The organism is Arenimonas sp. MALMAid1274 (genome assembly GCF_049195245.1).
Classification (GTDB): domain Bacteria; phylum Pseudomonadota; class Gammaproteobacteria; order Xanthomonadales; family Xanthomonadaceae; genus Arenimonas.
In genome coordinates, this window is the sequence record NZ_JBMIRR010000026.1 from 157,673 (window position 1) to 174,188 (window position 16,516).

The window sequence follows — 16,516 nt, forward strand, 5'->3', positions numbered from 1 at the left end:
GGGTTCAGTCCAGGCTCACGCCCGGCAGGCCCAGCACGTAGTTGGCGCCCATCAGCCGCGAGGGCGTGTAGTAACCGCCCGGAGGACGTTCCCCCTCGAGCAGGCGCGCCACGATGCCCAGGGCTGCCGTGACGGTGATCTCGTAGCCGTTGGGCGTGCGCAGGCGCCGCTTGACTTCGTTGCCCTGCGGATCGCGGGCCTCGCCCCAGACCACGCAGCCGGTCTTGCCGCGGGTGCCTTCCGACGGACCGCGCACCTTCTTCTGCACCTGCGCCTTGAGCCAGGACTGCACCGGGCCCAGGTCCAGCAGCGGGCCGAGCAGGCGCAGCCGGCGCAACCGCTTGGCCGTGGACGGCGGCACGCCCATGTAGACCTCGATGTTGGGGATGCCGGTGGAGACGTAGGCGGTGTAGACGTCACCCCAGGGAATGGTCATCGCGAACCGCGACTGGCCGTCGCGCTCGAAGCTGCGCGTCTTCCAGGCCAGCGGTACGCGCGTGAGCTTGCCGTCGATGCGCGCGCGCCCGCCCTTGCCCAGGCCTTCCACGCTGGTCTTGGCGGTGCCGGGGCTGGGACCGCCGCCGGCCTCGAAGGCCAGCACCAGCGCGTCGGCGGTGGGCAGCGCCAGCTTCAGCTGCGCGGCCAGGCAGTCGGTGGGCACCACGTCGAAACCCGAGCCCGGCAGCACCACGATGCCCTTGTCCTTCGCACGTGCGTCCTGGGCGTGGCAGTGCGCGAACACGTCGATCTCGCCGGTGATGTCCAGGTAGTGCGCGCCGACCTCCAGGCAGGCTTCCAGCATCGGCGCGCAGGTGGCCGAAAACGGGCCGGCGCAGTGCAGCACCAAACCGATGCCGTCCAGCGCACTGCGCAGCGAGGCCGCGTCGTCCAGCGGGAAGGCGCGCACCGGCAGGCCGTGCGGCGCCGCCAGCGCCTGCAGCTGCGCGGCATTGCGGCCCGCCAGCACCGGGCGCAGTCCGCGCCGCACCGCCTCCTCGACCACCAGCTTGCCGGTGTAGCCGTTGGCGCCATAGATCATCCAGGCCTGCGGCGCGGACATCAGTGGCCGGCCTCGCGACCCTTCACCAGCTTGAGCACCTGGCCGAAGTAGAACTCCGGCAGCCAACGCTTCAGGCGCCAGCGCATCGGCTCGCGCTTCGTGGGCAGCACCAGGAATTCGCCGCGCTCCACCGCCGCGAACACGGCGTCGGAAACGCTGTCGAGCGTATCGGGCGAGGTCTCCATCATCTTGTCGGCGAAGCTCTTGAGCCGGGGATTGCCCTGCCAGCTCTCGAGCAGGTTGGTGCGGAAGAAGGCCGGGCACAGCACGCTGACCTTGATGCCCTTGGCGTGCACCTCGGCGCGCAGCTGCTCGGACAGCGCCACCACCGCGGCCTTGCTGACGCCGTAGCTCATGATGCTGGGCGCGCCGGCCAGGCCCGCGAAGCTGGCGGTGTTGATCACCTGGCCGCGGCCGGCGGCGATCATGCCGGGCAGGAACAGGCGGCAGCCGCGCACCACGCCCAGCAGGTTGATCTCGAGCACGTTGCGCCACTCGGGCATGGTGCTTTCCACCATCGAACCGCCGGTGGCGATGCCGGCGTTGTTCACCAGCACGTCCAGGCCGCCCCACTCCCCGGCGATGCGTTCGTGCACCTGCTCCATCGCGTCGTCGCTGGCGACGTTGGCGCTCATGGCGAGATGGCCGCTGCCCGGCAGCGCGGCGCGCGTGAGTTCGGCGCGGGTGGCGTCGAGGTCGACGCAGGCGACGCGGTCGCCGGTCTTGGCATACCGTTGCGCCAGGGCCTGGCCCAGTCCGCTGCCCGCACCCGTGATCAGTACCCGCCGCTGTGCCATGTGCCATCCCCGGAAGAGCCAGGCCGCGCAGGGGCCTGTGCTAGGCTCGGGAGCATACCAAGCCGTACGGCCCGGCCGTGCATCGCCCCCGTCTTTCCCTGCGGAGTCCCACCGTGTCCGACCCCCTTTTCGACCTCTCCGGCAAGACCGCCCTGGTCAGCGGCGCCTCGCGCGGCATCGGCCAGGCCATCGCCCAGCTGCTGGCGGCGCACGGCGCCCACGTGATCTGCACCAGCCGCAAGCTTGAAGGCTGCGAGGCCGTGGCCTCCGCCATCCGCGACGCCGGCGGATCGGCCGAAGCGCATGCGGTGCACGTGGGCGACCCGGCTGCGATCGAAGGCCTGTTCACGGCGCTGGACGCGGCCGGCCGCCACGTGGACATCCTGGTCAACAACGCCGCCGCCAATCCCTACTTCGGGCCCGCCGTGGACATGACGCTGGACGCGTACGAGAAGACGGTGGAGGTGAACCTGCGCGGCTACTTCTGGACCACGGTGCAGGCGGCGCGGCGCATGAAGGACCGCGGCGGCGCCATCGTCAACATCGCCTCGGTGAATGCGCAGCGCGCGGCGCCGGGTCAGCTGGTGTATTCGATGACCAAGGCCGGCATCGTCAACATGACCGAAGGCTTCGCCAAGGAACTGGCGCCGATGGGCGTGCGCGTGAACGCGGTGCTGCCCGGCCTGACCGACACCAAGTTCGCCTCGGCGCTGACCGGCAATCCCAAGATCCTGGACATGATGCTGCGCCTGATCCCGATGGCGCGCGTGGCGCAGCCGGGCGAGATCGCGCCGGCGGTGCTGTTCCTGGCCTCCCCCGCCTCGTCCTACCTCACGGGCACCGCCCTGCCGGTCGACGGCGGCTACCTCGCCTGAGCCCCTGCCGATGAAGAGCCTGCTGCTGATCGCCGCCATGACCCTCGCCCCCGCCGCCCACGCCGAAAAACTGACGCTGGAAGCCATCACCGGCGGCGCCCCGCTGTCGGGCCCCAGCCTGATGAAGCCGGCGATCTCGCCCGACGGCAAGCGCGTGAGCTTCCTGCAGGGCAAGGACAGCAACCGCTTCCAGCTCGACCTGTGGGAATACGACATCGCCGCGGGCCAGAAGCGGCTGCTGGTGGACTCGGCGGTGGTGACCGGCGGCGCGGAGGAACTCTCGGACGAGGAGAAGGCGCGCCGCGAGCGCCAGCGCATCGCCGCCTTCAGCGGCATCGTCGAATACCAGTGGGCGCCGGATGGCCAGTCGCTGCTGTTCCCGCTGGGCGGCCAGCTGTTCCTCTACGACCTGCGCCCGGGCGCGGCCTCGCCGCTGAAGAAGCTGACCCGGGGCACGGGCTTCGCCACCGATCCCAAGGTGTCGCCGGGCGGGCGCTACGTCAGCTTCGTGCGCGATCGCGAACTGTGGGTGATCCCGGCCGCGGGCGGCGCCGAGCAGCGCATCACCACCGATGCCAGCGACACCGTGGCCAACGGCGTGGCCGAGTTTGTGGCCGACGAGGAGATGGACCGCCACACCGGCTACTGGTGGGCGCCGGATGATTCGGCGATCGCCTTCGCCCGCATCGACGAATCGCCGGTGCCGGTGCAGAAGCGCTACGAGGTCTACCCCGACCGCACCGACGTGGTGGAGCAGCGCTATCCCGCGGCCGGCGAGGCCAACGTGCTGATTTCGCTGCACGTGGCGAAACTGGGCGGCACCGCGCCGGTCATCACCGACGTGGACCTGGGGCCGGAGCGCGACATCTACCTGGCGCGCGTGAACTGGCGCGGGCCGACCCACCTCACCTTCCAGCGCCAGTCGCGCGACCAGCGCCGCTTGGACCTGGTGGAAGCCGAGCTGGCGACCGGCAGGCAGCGCCTGCTGCTGACCGAGACCAGCCAGACCTGGGTGCCGCTGCACCATGGCCTGCGTTTCCTGGCCGACGGCCGCTTCCTGTGGCTGTCCGAGCGCAGCGGCTACGAGCATCTGTACCTGCATGACGCCGACGGCAAGCCGGTGCGCGCGCTGACGTCCGGCGAGTGGGTGGTGGATGCGCTGCTGGCGGTGGATGAAGCCGCGGGCATGGCCTACGTTGCGGGAACGCGGGATTCGCCGATCGAGAAGCATGTGTACGCGGTGCCGCTGGCGGGCGGCGAGCCGCGGCGTCTGAGCGCTGAGCCCGGGCTGCACGAGGCCAGCTTCAGTGCGAATGCCGCGGTGTTCGTGGACCTGTGGTCGAATACCGAAACGCCGCCGCAGACCGAGCTCTTCCGCGCCGACGGCACCCGGCTGGCCACGCTGGTGGCGAACGATCCCACGCAGCCGGGCCATCCCTACGCTTCGTACCGCGCCGCGCACCGTCCGGTCGAGTTCGGCACGCTCACCGCCGCCAGCGGCGAGACGCTGCACTACAGCCTGGTCAAACCCACGGGCTTTGATCCGGCGAAGAAGTATCCGGTGGTGGTGTTCGTCTACGGCGGGCCCGCGGCGCAGACCGTGCTGCGCGGCTGGCCGGGCCGGGCCGATGCCTTCTTCAACCAGTACCTGGCGCAGAACGGCTATCTGGTGTTCTCGCTGGACAACCGCGGCACGCCGCGGCGCGGCGCGAAGTTCGGTGGTGCGCTGTACGGGCGCCAGGGCGGCGTGGAGGTGCAGGACCAGAAGGCGGGCGTGGCCTTCCTGCGCGGGCTGCCCTACGTGGACGGCGCGCGCATCGGCGTGCACGGCTGGTCCAACGGCGGCTACATGAGCCTGATGCTGCTGGCCCAGGCCAGCGACCACTATGCCTGCGGCATCGCCGGTGCGCCGGTCACCGACTGGGCGCTTTATGACACGCACTACACCGAGCGCTACATGGACCATCCGGCGCGCAATGCGGACGGCTACGCCAGCTCGTCGGTGTTCACCCACCTCGACGGGCTGCGCTCGAAGCTGCTGCTGGTGCACGGCATGGCCGACGACAACGTGCTGTTCACCAACTCCACCAAGTTGATGTCGGAACTGCAGAAGCGCGGCACGCCCTTCGAGCTGATGACCTACCCCGGCGCCAAGCACGGCCTGCAGGGCGCCGACCTGCTGCACCGCTACCGCCTGGCCGAATCCTTCCTCGCCCGCTGCCTCAACTAACCAAAATCAAGTCCGGGGTCAGAGTAAATTCATCTTGCCCGACAGCCGCGTGGTCCGCCGGCTGTCGGGCAAGATGAATTTACTCTGACCCCGGATTTTTTCAGGGGGCGAGGTTGACGAGGGCGGGGGCGTGGTCGCTGGGGCGGTCCCATTCGCGGGGGTCGCGGTCGATGCTGGCGCCGACGCACGCGGACTTCAGCGCGTCGCTGACCAGGCACAGGTCGATCCGCAGGCCGAGGTTGCGGCGGAAGCCGGCGGCGCGGTAATCCCACCAGCTGAAGACGCCGCCTTCGTCGTGGTGCAGGCGATAGCTGTCGTGCAGGCCCAGGTCGAGCAGGCGCCTGAGCGCCGCACGCTCGGCGGTGGAGGTGAGGATGCTGGCGTCGTTCCACACGGCCGGATCGTGCACGTCGCGGTCGTCGGGCGCGATGTTGAAGTCGCCCAGCACCACCATGCGCGGATGCGCCTGCAGCTCCTGCGCCAGCCAGTCGTGCAGCGCGTCCAGCCAGCGCAGCTTGTAGGCGTACTTCTCGGTGCCCACGTCCTGGCCGTTCACCACGTACAGGTTGACGATGCGCAGGTCGCCGATGGTGGCCGCCAGCACGCGCCGCTGCTCGTCGGCAAAGCCCGGGATGGCCATCACGCAGGACGCCTCGTCGATCGGCGAACGCGACAGGATGGCCACGCCGTTGTACGTCTTCTGGCCGCAGAACACGCTGCGATAGCCCAGTTCCGCCAAGGCCGAATCGGGGAAGCGCGCGTCCTCGAGCTTGGTCTCCTGCAGCGCGACGATGTCGGGCTGTCGCAGCTTGAGCCAGTCGACCAGGTGCGGCAGGCGCACGTTGAGCGAGTTGACGTTCCAGGTGGCGATGGTGGTGGGCTTGTCCATGCGCGAATGCTACCCGTTCCGGCCCGCGCGGCCATCCCTGGACGCCGGTCAAGCCCGCAGCGCCCGCAAGGCCTAGACTGGCGGCAGGCGAAGTTCCGGCCTGACCCCACACAAGGCGCCCTCCCCATGCCCCCGCTGAACGCGGCCCCGCGCTACTCCGCCGCCCAGCGCCGGCTGCACTGGCTGATGTTCCTGCTGGTGGCCCTGGCCTACCTGTGCATCGAACTTCGCGGGAGTTTCGAGCGCGGCTCCTGGCCACGGGCCACCGTGGTGCAGTCGCATTACTGGATCGGCCTGGCCGTGCTGGCGCTGGCGCTGCCCCGCCTGCTGCTGCGCCTGCGCCGCGGCGCGCCGCCGATCACGCCGCCGCTGCCGGCCTGGCAGGCCTGGCCCTCGCGTGCGGTGCATGGGGCGCTTTATGCCTTCCTGCTGGCACAGCCGCTGCTGGGCCTGCTGACCGCGTGGACCGACGGCAAGTCCGTGCTGGTCCCGTTCACCGCCCGGGTGGTGCCGGCACTCGTCGCTCCGGACCCGGCCTGGGCCGCGCGACTGGAAGACCTGCACGGCAGCCTGGGCAGCGCGTTCTACTGGGTCATCGGGCTGCACGTGCTGGCGTCGCTGTACCACCATGCGATCCGCGGCGACGACACGCTGCGCCGGATGCGCTGAAGCCTCACCCGCCCCAGCGCACTTCGCCCGCGGCGATCACCAGCTCCAGGTCCAGCGTTCCCGGCGCCAGCAGCAGAAGGTCCGCATCCGCGCCCACGGCCAGCCGTCCCTTGCGGGCAAGACCCCAGATCCCCGCGGGCGCGCTGGTCGCCGACGGCAGCGCCGCCGCAAGCTCCAGCCCGCACTCGCGCACGGCCTGCACCAGCGTCTGCAGCAGGCTGCCCACCGACGCCACCTCCATGCCCAGCAGCCGGCCGCCATCGTCGAAATGCGGCAGGCTGGCCTGCCCGTCCGAACTCAGGCTCACCTTCGACGCGGGCACGCCCGCCCGCAGCAGCCGCGCCAGCGCATCTGCCGCCGCCACCTCGCCGGCCTGCAGCAGCGCCACACTGGTGCTGGTGGTGAGGTCGACGCTGCCCCCGCGGGCAATCCAGTCTGGCGCCTGCTCAAGGAGGCGTGCATTACGGTTGAGATGGGTGGGATGCCACTGCGACGCTGGCAGCGGAAAGCGGTCGCTCACCGCATGCAGCAGGGCCAGGCCTTCCTCGGCATCGCCCACGTGCACGAGCACGGTGCCGGCCTTGCCGGCCAGCATGCCGCCGACGCGGGCATCGGCGCCGATGCGCGCGAGCTCCTCGACGCCGGGCTGCGAGCCGCGGTGGTCGGCAATGGCGATCTCGCCCACGCCGATCACGTCGCTGATCAGCACCAGGTCATCGCGCACGTGGCCGGTGATCGTGGCGACCGGGACGCGGTAGCTGCCCGTCAGCGCGTAGGCGCTCAACCCATGGCTGCCCAGGGCGCGGCAGCAGGCCAGCAGGTCGCCGTGGCCACGCGTCACCTCGTCGGTGCCGAGCGCGCCGATGTAGGTGGTGACGCCGGAGGCCACCGCATCGCGCGCATCCAGCGCCGGCGTGCGGGTGGCGAATCCGCCTTCGCCGCCGCCGCCGCTGACGTGCACCAGCGAATCCACCAGGCCCGGCACCGCGAGACGTCCCTGGGCCTCGATGACGCGCAGCGGCCACGCGGTGCCCGGCGTGATCCGCGGCGCCATCGCGACGATGCGGCCACCGGCCAGCAGCAGGTCGCGGCGGCCGATCGGCGCCGGGTCGTACACCTCGGCGTCGCGCACCAGCAGCATCGTTTCAGACATAGCCGATGGCCACGGCCAGCGCGACGGCGGCCGAAGCCATCAGCATGAACACCAGCACCAGTTTCCAGACCATGCGCAGCCACTGGCCCCAGCCGATGCCGGCCACGCCGATGGCGCCCATCAGCACCGCCGAGGTGGGAACGACCAGGTTGGTCAGACCATCGCCGAGCTGGAAGGCCAGCACCGACACCTGGCGCGAGACCTGCAGCAGGTCGCCCAGCCCGGCCATCAGCGGCATGGTGATGGCGGCCTGCGCCGAGCCGGAAGTGACGAAGAAATTGAAGATCGACTGGAACAGCAGCATGCCCTGCGCCGCCGCCCAGGTCGGCCAGCCGTCCAGCGCCAGGCCCATGCCGTACAACAGCGTGTTGAGCACGGAAGGCTGGTGCGGGTCGGATCCGCCCAGCAGCCACAGCATGCCCTTGGCGGCCGCGATCACCAGCGCCACCGGCACCAGCTGGCGCACGCCCTCGGTGAAGGTTTCCGCCAGGCGGTTGGCGCTCAGGCGCCGGTCCAGCCAGGCAACCAGGGCCGCGAACAGCCCCAGCCCGAAGAACTGCGCCGAGAGTTCGGGCAGGTAGTACTGGCGCTCGGTCACGCCCCACACGATCCAGACCACGGTGCCCAGCAGACCGAGCAGGATCGCGCGGTCGGCCCAGTTCATCGGCGTGGCGACGGGCGCCGCGTCCGCCGCGTCCGCCGCGTCCGCCGTTGCCGCCGCGTGCGGCGCGCGCCGGTGCCGCTTGGCGTACATCACGGTGAAGGCCATGCCGACCGCGGTGAACACCGCCCACATCACCACCCGGAACGGTGCGCCCGACAGCGGCGGCAGCCCGGCGATGCCCTGCGCCACCAGCACGCTGAAGGGATTCATCCACGACGTGGCGAAGCCGACCTGGCTGGCCAGGTAGGTCGCCATCACCGCACTCTCGCGCGGCAGGCCCAGACGGTCCACCAGCGGCAGCAGCAGCACGATGAAGGCGATGGTTTCCTCGCCCATGCCGAACACCGCGCCGCCCAGCGAAAACGCCAGGAACAGCCCGGACAGCAGCCACGCCGGACGGTCGCCGGTGCGCGCCACCAGCGCCATCAGGCCGCGGTCGACCGCGCCGGTGGCGTTCACCACCGCGAACGAGCCGCCTACGATCAGCACCAGCGCGATCACGCCGACGGCCGCGCCGTTGCGGTTGCCCGAGGTCAGGCCCTCGAACAGGAAATTCAAAAAGCCGCGCCCATCCCCGGTCCCGAATAGAGTCGAGGTGGGCGCGTCGGGGACCCACAAGAACCGCTCCAGCGCCACGGGCGCCCCGGGCTCGAACAGCCCCGCCGGTATCCACGGCACGACCAGGGCCGCCAGCGCGGCAAGCGCCAGCAGCACCAGGAGCGTGTCGACGCCCTTGGGGGGCGACGCGGGAGCGGTGGTGGTCAAAGCCTCAGTGCCTGTAGACGTAGCTCAGGGTCAGGTAGCGCCCGAGCGAGTTGTGGTTGTAGTCATCGAAGTTGTTGGCCGAACCCAGGGCCAGCGGCGGATCGCGGTCGGCCAGGTTGCGGATGTTCAAGCCCAGCGACTGGCGCTCGTCCAGGTCCCAGTTGATGCTGGCGTTGAGCGTGGTCCACGAGGACACGCGGCGGCCGGCGGGGACGTTGGACAGTTCGTCGTCATCATAGAACCCATCCACGTGGTTGACCCAGAAGCGCGCGCTCCAGTCGCCGCGCGACCAGGCCAGGCCCGCGTTGACCAGCCATTCGGGGTAGCGGAACTCGCCCACCCGCTCGAACAGGCGCTGGCCGTCGACACAGGCGCCGGCGCCGCGGCGGGTGCTGGTGTCGTTGGGCGAACACGATTCGCTGCGCTGGAAGGACCGGGTCCAGGTCGCATCCACGTAGCCCTTGAAACGGCCCCAGTCGCCCTCGTTGAACTGGTGCTCCAGCCCGATGTCGATGCCGTCGGTCTTCTGCTGGCCGATGTTGATCAGCTGCAGCTGCACGTCGTCCACCGGGTCGCCGATGTCGCCGCCGCGGGTGGCGATGCCGATCACGCCCGGCAGCAGCACGCGCTGATTGGGGTCGCCGGCGCGCGGCCGCGCGTTGTAGACCAGGCTGGGATCGGCCAGCGCCTGCCGGAACAGCTCCAGCGGATCGATGTCCACCAGGTCGCGCTGGTCGAAGTTCCAGTAGTCCAGGGTCAGCGTGGTGCGGTCGCCGAGGTTGAACACCGTGCCCAGGTACCAGGCGGTGGACGTTTCCGCGTCCAGGTCCGGGTTGCCGTAGATCTCGGACAGATAGGCATCGTCGCCGGCGAAGCCGCCGCAGAAGCTGGTGAAGAACTCGCTGCCGGTCGAACAGGGCAAGGCGCCGGAACTGAGCGAGGTGCCGGCGCCCACCTGCGCCAGCGAGGGCGCGCGGAAGGAGGTGTTCCAGCCGCCGCGCAGCAGCACGCTGTCGCTGGCGCGCCAGCGCAGGCCCAGCGACGGATTCACGTCGCCGCCGAAATCGTCGTAGTGGTCGTAGCGCGCGGCCAGCCGCACGTCGAAGGTGTCGGTCACCGGCAGGTTGGTTTCCGCGAACAGCGCCCACTGCGTGCGCGCGGCGTCCACCGCGGTCGAGCCGAAGCCATAGACCGGCACTTCGCCGGTGCTGCGGTCGATGGTGGCCAGCGGCGAGGGTTCGTCGGTGATTTCCTCGCGGCGCAGTTCGGCGCCGAAGGCCCAGGCGATGTCGCGGTCGCCCAGCGTGCCCAGGCTGCCGGTCAGTTTGCCGTCCCAGCTGTAGAGCGTGGACGTGCCGTCGCGCGGCACCTGCTCGCGCACCAGGTCCAGCACCTGGGCGGAGTTGCCGGCCTGGCCGTTGAAGGGGTCGTACCACAGGCCGCCGCTGCCGGGGCTGCAGTTGGTGGCGCCGCTGGCGCAGAGTTCGCCGAGCAGGCCGGCGCGGATGCGTTCGACGTTGTAGATGCCGGCCACGGCTTCCTGGCGCGACTCACTGCGCGCCGCCGACAGCGCGGTCTCCCAGTCCCAGCGGCCGGCGCTGCCGCGCAGGCCGTTGAGCAGGCGCCAGTTGCGCGTGGTCACTTCCAGCGTGCGCGCATCGGGGAACCGGCCGATGCCCACAAGCGCACCGGTGTCGAAGCCCAGCGCCAGGAAGCGCTGGCGCAGCTCGGCGGGCATGCCCGGATGCGCGAAGTCCACCAGTTCTTCCGTCCACGGCGCGGGTGCGGAGTCGGCGCGGGACTGGTTGCGCTGCAGCGCCACCTCGGCGAAGTATTCCAGCCCGTCCGCGAAATCGACCGACAGCGTGCCGTAGGCGCCCAGGGTTTCCAGCTGCGGGTCGGTGGCGGTGTAGGCATTGCGGTTCACTCCGCAGTATTCGCCGAAGCGGCCGATGCCGAACTGGTCCGGCGGACAGGCCGCCTCGACGATGTCGTCCTGCGCGAAGTCCAGGTCGTTGAAGCTGGGGAAGATGCCCTGCTGCGACGGGCGCGGCTCGACCGCGGAAATGTCGCGGTCGCGGTCGTACAGCGCGTTGCGACGGTAGGCATCCACGATCAGCATGCCGCGCACGCGGTCGCGCGCGAAGCCGGCGACCAGGTTGGCGTTGTAGCGGCCCTCGTCGGTGCCGCGGCTGGAGTCGCCGTAGCTGCCGGACAGGCGCAGGCCTTCGAAGTCGCGGCGCAGCACCAGGTTGATCACGCCGGCCACGGCATCGGCGCCATAGATGGCCGAGGCGCCGGTCGTAAGGATCTCGATGCGGTCGATCGCCGCCATCGGGATCGCGTTGATGTCCACGAAGTTCTCGGAGCCGTTGGCAAAGGACGATGCGGCCACGCGCCGGCCATTGACCAGGGTCAGCGTGGACGAGGTGCCCAGTCCGCGCAGCGAGGCACCCGCGGTGCCGGCCGGCGCATCGGCCTGCAGCGCGCCGGAGTTGGCGGTGCTGAAGTTGCCCGTGCCGCCGCCGGTTTCGGTCACCTGCTTGAGCAGGTCGCCGACGGTGTTGGCGCCGAACTGACGGATCGCCTCCGCGTCCAGGATGGTGATCGGCTGCGCTTCCTGCAGGTCGATGCCGCGCAGGTTGCTGCCGGTGACCGTGACCTCGTCCAGGGTCACGGCTTCGGCTTCTTCGGGCGCGTCGGTGGACGGCGGTTCGGACTGGGCCAGCACGGCCGGCGCGGCCAGGGCCATCGCCACGGCGAAGGCCAGCGGATTGAGCAAGGATTTCATCGGTTGTCCCCCGGAACGGCCGCGAAGACGCCCGGAGGCGCGGATGGCGGCGTTGTCTTGGATTTGGCGCCGTCGACGACGGCGATTCACCGACCTGCGGTCGGCGTCGGGCCCGGGGATGGCCCTACTCGTCCCACCACTCGCTGAGGTAGTAGGTGCGGCCGATATGACGAATGTGGTTGCGGGGTTTGGACATGGCGACCATTCGTTGTGCGGGCAAGTGATACTCCCGGCGTCCGCCCGGCGTCAAGTGCACTTGCCGCCGCGATGCCCACCCACTACGGTCACGCCATGCCCAAGACCTTGATTCTGCTGATGCTGGCGGCCGCCTCCGGCGCGCTGGCGGCACCGCCCGTGCGGACCGTGCTGCCATCCGAACTCTTCCTGGCGGGGGGTTCGCTGCGCACCTGCTCGGACCTGGCGCCCGGGGCCTGCCGCACGCCGGCCAGGGGTGGCGTGATGCGCACGCCGCCGCAGTACCGCGTGGATGCGGAGGGCACGGCGCGGGCGCTGGATCCGCTGCTCTGGAAGGACCGGACGGAGGCGCCGGCGCGCGCGGAACTGGCGGCGCTGCTGCGCGCGCTGCGTCGCAACGCCGCCTGGGACCGCGACGCCATCGAGGACGCGATGGATGCGCATTGCGCGCAGCGCGCCTGCCGGCGGGATCCTGCCGCGCGGCCGTGGCGACGGCTGCTCGACGACGAACGCGCGGCGCTGCTGTCGGCGCTGGAGATTCCGCAGATGCACGATGGCCAGCGCCTGCGCGAACGCGCGCGTCCCGGCGACAGCATCGAGGGCGCCGGCGTCGACGTGCTGCGCGCCTTCATCGCGGCGGCCGCCAAGCGCAGCGGCGCGGCGCCACCGCGCATCGCCATCGTCACCGCCTCCTCGCAGGACCCGTTCGAGGCGGTGGATTTTTACCTCGACACCTTCCGCCAGCTCGGCGCCGATGCCCGGTGGTGGCCGGTGGATGCGGCGCTGAATGCCGCGGTATTCCAGGGCGGCGAGTGCGACGGGCTGGAGGCGCTGCGGCGCGGGACGCTGCGGATCGCCGCGCGGGACCGCGTCTATCCCGATCTGGCCCGGCAGCAGCAGCAGGCCTGCCGCGATGCCGCCGCCACGCAGAACCTGCCGCGCGAGGTGCACGGCATCTTCTTCGCCGGTGGCGACCAGTGGCTGCACCGGCAGGCTTTCTTCGACCGCGACGACCGGCCCAATGCCTGGCTGCTGGCGCTGCGCGAGGCGCACGCACGCGGCGACCTGGTGGTCGGCGGCACCAGTGCCGGTACGGCGGTACAGGGCGGCGCCGCGATGTTGAGCAATGGCGACAGCGCGCAGGCACTGGTTGACGGCGCGCGGGCGCGGGCGCCGATGCAGCCCGGCTGCGGGCGCGCGCGGCGGTGCGCGGACGGGCTGTCGGAGGACACGCTGACCTATTGGCCCGCCGGCGGCCTCGGCCTGCTGCCGGGCTGGAGCGTGGACACGCATTTTTCCGAACGCGCTCGCGAACTGCGGCTGCTGGTGCTGATGCATGCGGCCCAGGCGGACCTGGCGATGGGCGTGGACGAGACCACGGCGGTGCACGTCAGCCGGCTGGGCGGGAGGACACGGCTGGAGGCGATCGGCGCCCGGGGGGCGTGGGTGTTCGAGCGCGGACAGCGGGGCGCCGACGGCAGCCTGTCCGCGCGGGCGCACTACCTCGTGCCGGGGGCGGTGTTGGAGCTCACGCCCGGCGGGCTCGAGCCAATGGCACCGCTGCCCTCGACCGACATCGTGCTGCACTTCGGCCCGGAAGCGGAAGACGCCCTGGCCGATCGCGCGCTGCGTAGCGCATCCCGCTCCCTGTCGGGGTGTCCGGATGGCAACGCGGCGCGCACGCTGCGCGCCGGGGCCGGACGCGTCACACTGGCCTGCACGCCGGCCACGGTGGCCTGGTCCCATTCTGCGCAGCCTTCGCTGCTGGCGGAACGGCTGGGCATCCTCAACTTCGATTTCCGCTACGAACCAGGAACAACGACGCCATGACCGACTGGGTGGACCTGCGCAGCGACACCGTCACCCGCCCCACCGACGCCATGCGCGAGGCGGGCCTGCGCGCACCGGTGGGCGACGACGTGTTCGGCGACGACCCCAGCGTGAATGCGCTGCAAGATCGACTGGCGGACGACCTGGGCTTCGAGGCGGGCCTGTTCGTGCCCAGTGGCACGCAGGGCAACCTGCTGGCGCTGATGGCGCACTGCCAGCGCGGCGACGAATACCTGGTGGGCATGGATGCGCACACCTACAAGTACGAAGGCGGCGGCGCGGCGGTGCTGGGTTCGATCCAGCCGCAGCCGATCGTGCAGGCCGATGACGGCACGCTGCCGCTGGACAAGGTGCGCGGCGCGATCAAGCCCGTGGGTGATCCGCATTTCGCGCGTACGCGGCTGCTGGCGCTGGAGAACACCTGGCATGGGCATCCGCTGCCCCTGCCCTATCTGGCGCAGGCCGGTGCGCTCGCGCGCGAGCACGGCCTGGCCTACCACCTCGATGGCGCGCGCCTGTTCAACGCCGCAGTGGCCGGTGGCGTCACGGCGCGGGAGATCGCGCGGCATTTCGACAGCGTGTCGGTGTGCCTGTCCAAGGGGCTGGGGGCGCCGGTGGGCTCGGTGCTGCTGGGCACGCAGGCGCTGGTGGGCGAAGCGCGGCGCTGGCGCAAGGTGCTGGGCGGTGGCTGGCGCCAGGCCGGCCTGATGGCGGCGATGGCGAATCACGCGCTTGACCACCACGTGGCGCGGCTGGCCGACGATCACCGCCGCGCGCGCGCCCTGGCCGACGGCCTGCGCGCGATCCCGTCGCTGCGGGTCGAAACGCCCGAGACCAACCTGGTGTTCGTGACCATCCCCGACGGCACCGGCGACGCCCTGGCCGAGCGCCTGGCGCGCAACGACATCCGCATCGCCGGCCGCGGCCCACGGCTGCGCCTGGTCACCCACCTGGACATCGACGACGAAGGCGTGGCGCGGACCGTCGACGTCTTCGCCGACTTCTTCGCCTGAAGGAGCGGGAGGGAAAACATACCAGGTATGTTTTTGTTGGACGACCGGCGAACACCGGAAGCCGCATAAAAACATACCTGGTATGTTTTCCCTCTCGCTCCTTCAGGTCGCGGGCCGCTGGGCGGCCTTGGGCTCGATCACTTCCTGCCCGTCCTTCGCGCGGCCCGACATCTCGGCGCCGGCATCGGGCGGCAGGCGATACATGATCCAGGCCGAACTGGCGGAAATCGCGCCCACCGTCAGGAAGGCCCAGAGGAAGTTCGACGCATCGGTATAGCTGCGGCCGGTCAGCTCGCCCGCGATCTGCAGCCCGTAGCCGCCGATCGCCACGCCCAGCGCCAGCGAAAACTGCTGCGCCATGCCCGACAGGCTGCTGGCCTGCCCCATCTTCGGCGCCTCGACCTCGGCGTAGCTGATCGCGTTGAGGCTGGTGAACTGCAGCGATCGGAAGCAGCCCGACACCACCAGCACCGCGATGATCAGCAGGTGCGGCGTCTCGGCCGTGAACAGCCCGAAGCCCGCCAGCATCGCCGACGCCAGCAATGCATTCGTCCACAGCACGCGGCGGAAACCGAAGCGCCGCAGCACGCTGGCCGCGATCGTCTTCATGAACATCGCGCCCATCGCCGAGGCGAAGGTGAGCAGGCCCGACTGCAGCGCGGTCAGGCCAAAACCCAGCTGCAGCATCAGCGGCAGCAGGAAGGGCGTGGCGCCGATGCCGATGCGGAACAGCGCGCCGCCCAGCACGCCGGCGCGGAAGGTGGCGTGCCGGAACAGCCTGAGGTCGATCAGCGGATGCGGATGCCGGTTCGAATGCCACACGTAGGCGGCCATCGCCAGCAGCCCCGCGACCAGGCTGGCCGCGGCCACCGGCGTCGACACCAGATGCCGCCCCAGCGTCGAGAACCCGAACAGCGCCAGCGCCAGTCCCAGCCCCGACAGCACGAAGCCCAGCCAGTCCAGCGGCGCCACCGGCTCGCGGATGTCGGGGATGTACTTGCGCGCCAGCACGATGCCCAGCAGTCCCATCGGGATGTTGATCAGGAAGATCCAGCGCCAGTCGCCATAGGTCGAGATCAGTCCACCCAGCGGCGGCCCGATCATCGGCGCCACCAGCGCCGGAATCGTCAGCCAGCTCAGCGCCTGCACCAGTTCACTCTTGGGCACCGTACGCAGCAGCACCAGCCGGCCCACCGGCACCATCAGCGCACCACCCATGCCCTGCAGGAAGCGCGCGGCCACCATCTGCTCGAGCGTGCTGCTGGCCGCGCAGGCCAGCGACCCCAGCAGGAACACGGCAATGGCCGCCATGAACGTGGGCCGCGCGCCGAACCGGTCCGCCACCCAGCCACTCACCGGGATGAACACCGCCAGCGACAGCAGGTAAGCGGTGAGCGCCAGCTTCAGCGCAATCGGCTCGGTGCCCAGGTCGGCCGCAATCGCCGGCAGCGAGGTCGCGATCGCCGTGGAGTCCATGTTCTCGATGAACAACGCGCAAGCAACGATCAGCGCGAGCCGTCGGCCTGGGTTCATCGGGGTGGCGCGCGGTGTGAGGGTGAGGGAGTTTTTGCCACGGATTTACGCG

Annotated in this window: 12 protein-coding genes; 5 read left to right on the top strand and 7 right to left on the bottom strand. The window is 70.7% G+C overall.

The window, feature by feature from the left end; all coding sequences use genetic code 11:
* Window positions 1–4 precede the first annotated feature (4 nt).
* Both ACOQFR_RS07135 and ACOQFR_RS07140 read right to left on the bottom strand, forming a co-directional pair.
* Window positions 5–1,060, bottom strand: coding sequence for a saccharopine dehydrogenase family protein (locus tag ACOQFR_RS07135; protein WP_421380106.1), 1,056 nt, complete (start codon window positions 1,058–1,060; stop codon window positions 5–7).
* A complete protein-coding gene (locus tag ACOQFR_RS07140) occupies window positions 1,060–1,857 on the bottom strand; it encodes an SDR family NAD(P)-dependent oxidoreductase (RefSeq protein WP_421380109.1) in 798 nt (265 codons plus the stop codon). Before ACOQFR_RS07140 ends, ACOQFR_RS07135 begins: the two co-directional genes overlap by 1 nt.
* 113 nt (window positions 1,858–1,970) lie before the next feature.
* Here ACOQFR_RS07140 and ACOQFR_RS07145 point away from each other — a divergent pair, with 113 nt between their 5' ends.
* Together ACOQFR_RS07145 and ACOQFR_RS07150 are read left to right on the top strand one after the other, a co-directional pair.
* Window positions 1,971–2,732, top strand: coding sequence for a glucose 1-dehydrogenase (locus ACOQFR_RS07145; RefSeq protein ID WP_421380111.1), 762 nt, complete (start codon window positions 1,971–1,973; stop codon window positions 2,730–2,732).
* Between the two features lie 10 nt (window positions 2,733–2,742).
* Window positions 2,743–4,962 carry a DPP IV N-terminal domain-containing protein gene (locus ACOQFR_RS07150; protein ID WP_421380113.1) on the top strand — a complete coding sequence of 740 codons (2,220 nt, stop codon included), beginning with the start codon at window positions 2,743–2,745 and terminating at the stop codon, window positions 4,960–4,962.
* A 100-nt stretch (window positions 4,963–5,062) separates the two neighbouring features.
* On the opposite strand, the gene xth is transcribed toward ACOQFR_RS07150, so the two are convergent.
* Window positions 5,063–5,851 carry an exodeoxyribonuclease III gene (gene xth / locus ACOQFR_RS07155; RefSeq protein ID WP_421380115.1) on the bottom strand — a complete coding sequence of 263 codons (789 nt, stop codon included), beginning with the start codon at window positions 5,849–5,851 and terminating at the stop codon, window positions 5,063–5,065.
* A 126-nt stretch (window positions 5,852–5,977) separates the two neighbouring features.
* Between xth and ACOQFR_RS07160 the strand changes: the two genes are divergently transcribed.
* Window positions 5,978–6,520, top strand: coding sequence for a cytochrome b (locus ACOQFR_RS07160; RefSeq protein ID WP_421380117.1), 543 nt, complete (start codon window positions 5,978–5,980; stop codon window positions 6,518–6,520).
* Window positions 6,521–6,524: 4 nt separating this feature from the next.
* On the opposite strand, the gene iadA is transcribed toward ACOQFR_RS07160, so the two are convergent.
* The 3 genes from iadA to ACOQFR_RS07175 are packed head-to-tail and all read right to left on the bottom strand — an operon-like array spanning window position 6,525 to window position 11,893.
* Window positions 6,525–7,673: a beta-aspartyl-peptidase gene (iadA, locus tag ACOQFR_RS07165; RefSeq protein ID WP_421380119.1), complete on the bottom strand. Its 1,149-nt coding sequence runs from the start codon at window positions 7,671–7,673 to the stop codon at window positions 6,525–6,527.
* Window positions 7,666–9,102, bottom strand: coding sequence for a putative basic amino acid antiporter YfcC (yfcC, locus tag ACOQFR_RS07170; RefSeq protein ID WP_421380121.1), 1,437 nt, complete (start codon window positions 9,100–9,102; stop codon window positions 7,666–7,668). The genes iadA and yfcC overlap by 8 nt, the downstream gene beginning before the upstream one ends.
* 4 nt (window positions 9,103–9,106) lie before the next feature.
* The gene (locus tag ACOQFR_RS07175) at window positions 9,107–11,893 is read right to left on the bottom strand and encodes a TonB-dependent receptor (RefSeq protein WP_421380123.1); all 2,787 of its coding nucleotides are present in this window, start codon (window positions 11,891–11,893) and stop codon (window positions 9,107–9,109) included.
* A 291-nt stretch (window positions 11,894–12,184) separates the two neighbouring features.
* Between ACOQFR_RS07175 and ACOQFR_RS07180 the strand changes: the two genes are divergently transcribed.
* Window positions 12,185–13,918, top strand: a complete 1,734-nt coding sequence (locus tag ACOQFR_RS07180) for a hypothetical protein (protein ID WP_421380125.1) — start codon at window positions 12,185–12,187, stop codon at window positions 13,916–13,918.
* Window positions 13,915–14,931, top strand: a complete 1,017-nt coding sequence (ltaE, locus tag ACOQFR_RS07185) for a low-specificity L-threonine aldolase (protein WP_421380127.1) — start codon at window positions 13,915–13,917, stop codon at window positions 14,929–14,931. Before ACOQFR_RS07180 ends, ltaE begins: the two co-directional genes overlap by 4 nt.
* Window positions 14,932–15,033: 102 nt before the next feature.
* Here the strand turns inward: ltaE and ACOQFR_RS07190 are convergent, their stop codons facing one another.
* Window positions 15,034–16,464 carry a DHA2 family efflux MFS transporter permease subunit gene (locus ACOQFR_RS07190; protein WP_421380129.1) on the bottom strand — a complete coding sequence of 477 codons (1,431 nt, stop codon included), beginning with the start codon at window positions 16,462–16,464 and terminating at the stop codon, window positions 15,034–15,036.
* Window positions 16,465–16,516: the final 52 nt, after the last annotated feature.

Coding starts and splice junctions, on each gene's coding strand:
- ACOQFR_RS07135 (WP_421380106.1), bottom strand. CDS start 1,060: ATGTCCGCGCCGCAGGCCTGGATGATCTATGGCGCCAACGGCTACACC.
- ACOQFR_RS07140 (WP_421380109.1), bottom strand. CDS start 1,857: ATGGCACAGCGGCGGGTACTGATCACGGGTGCGGGCAGCGGACTGGGC.
- ACOQFR_RS07150 (WP_421380113.1), top strand. CDS start 2,743: ATGAAGAGCCTGCTGCTGATCGCCGCCATGACCCTCGCCCCCGCCGCC.
- xth (WP_421380115.1), bottom strand. CDS start 5,851: ATGGACAAGCCCACCACCATCGCCACCTGGAACGTCAACTCGCTCAAC.
- ACOQFR_RS07160 (WP_421380117.1), top strand. CDS start 5,978: ATGCCCCCGCTGAACGCGGCCCCGCGCTACTCCGCCGCCCAGCGCCGG.
- iadA (WP_421380119.1), bottom strand. CDS start 7,673: ATGTCTGAAACGATGCTGCTGGTGCGCGACGCCGAGGTGTACGACCCG.
- ACOQFR_RS07175 (WP_421380123.1), bottom strand. CDS start 11,893: ATGAAATCCTTGCTCAATCCGCTGGCCTTCGCCGTGGCGATGGCCCTG.
- ACOQFR_RS07180 (WP_421380125.1), top strand. CDS start 12,185: ATGCCCAAGACCTTGATTCTGCTGATGCTGGCGGCCGCCTCCGGCGCG.
- ltaE (WP_421380127.1), top strand. CDS start 13,915: ATGACCGACTGGGTGGACCTGCGCAGCGACACCGTCACCCGCCCCACC.
- ACOQFR_RS07190 (WP_421380129.1), bottom strand. CDS start 16,464: ATGAACCCAGGCCGACGGCTCGCGCTGATCGTTGCTTGCGCGTTGTTC.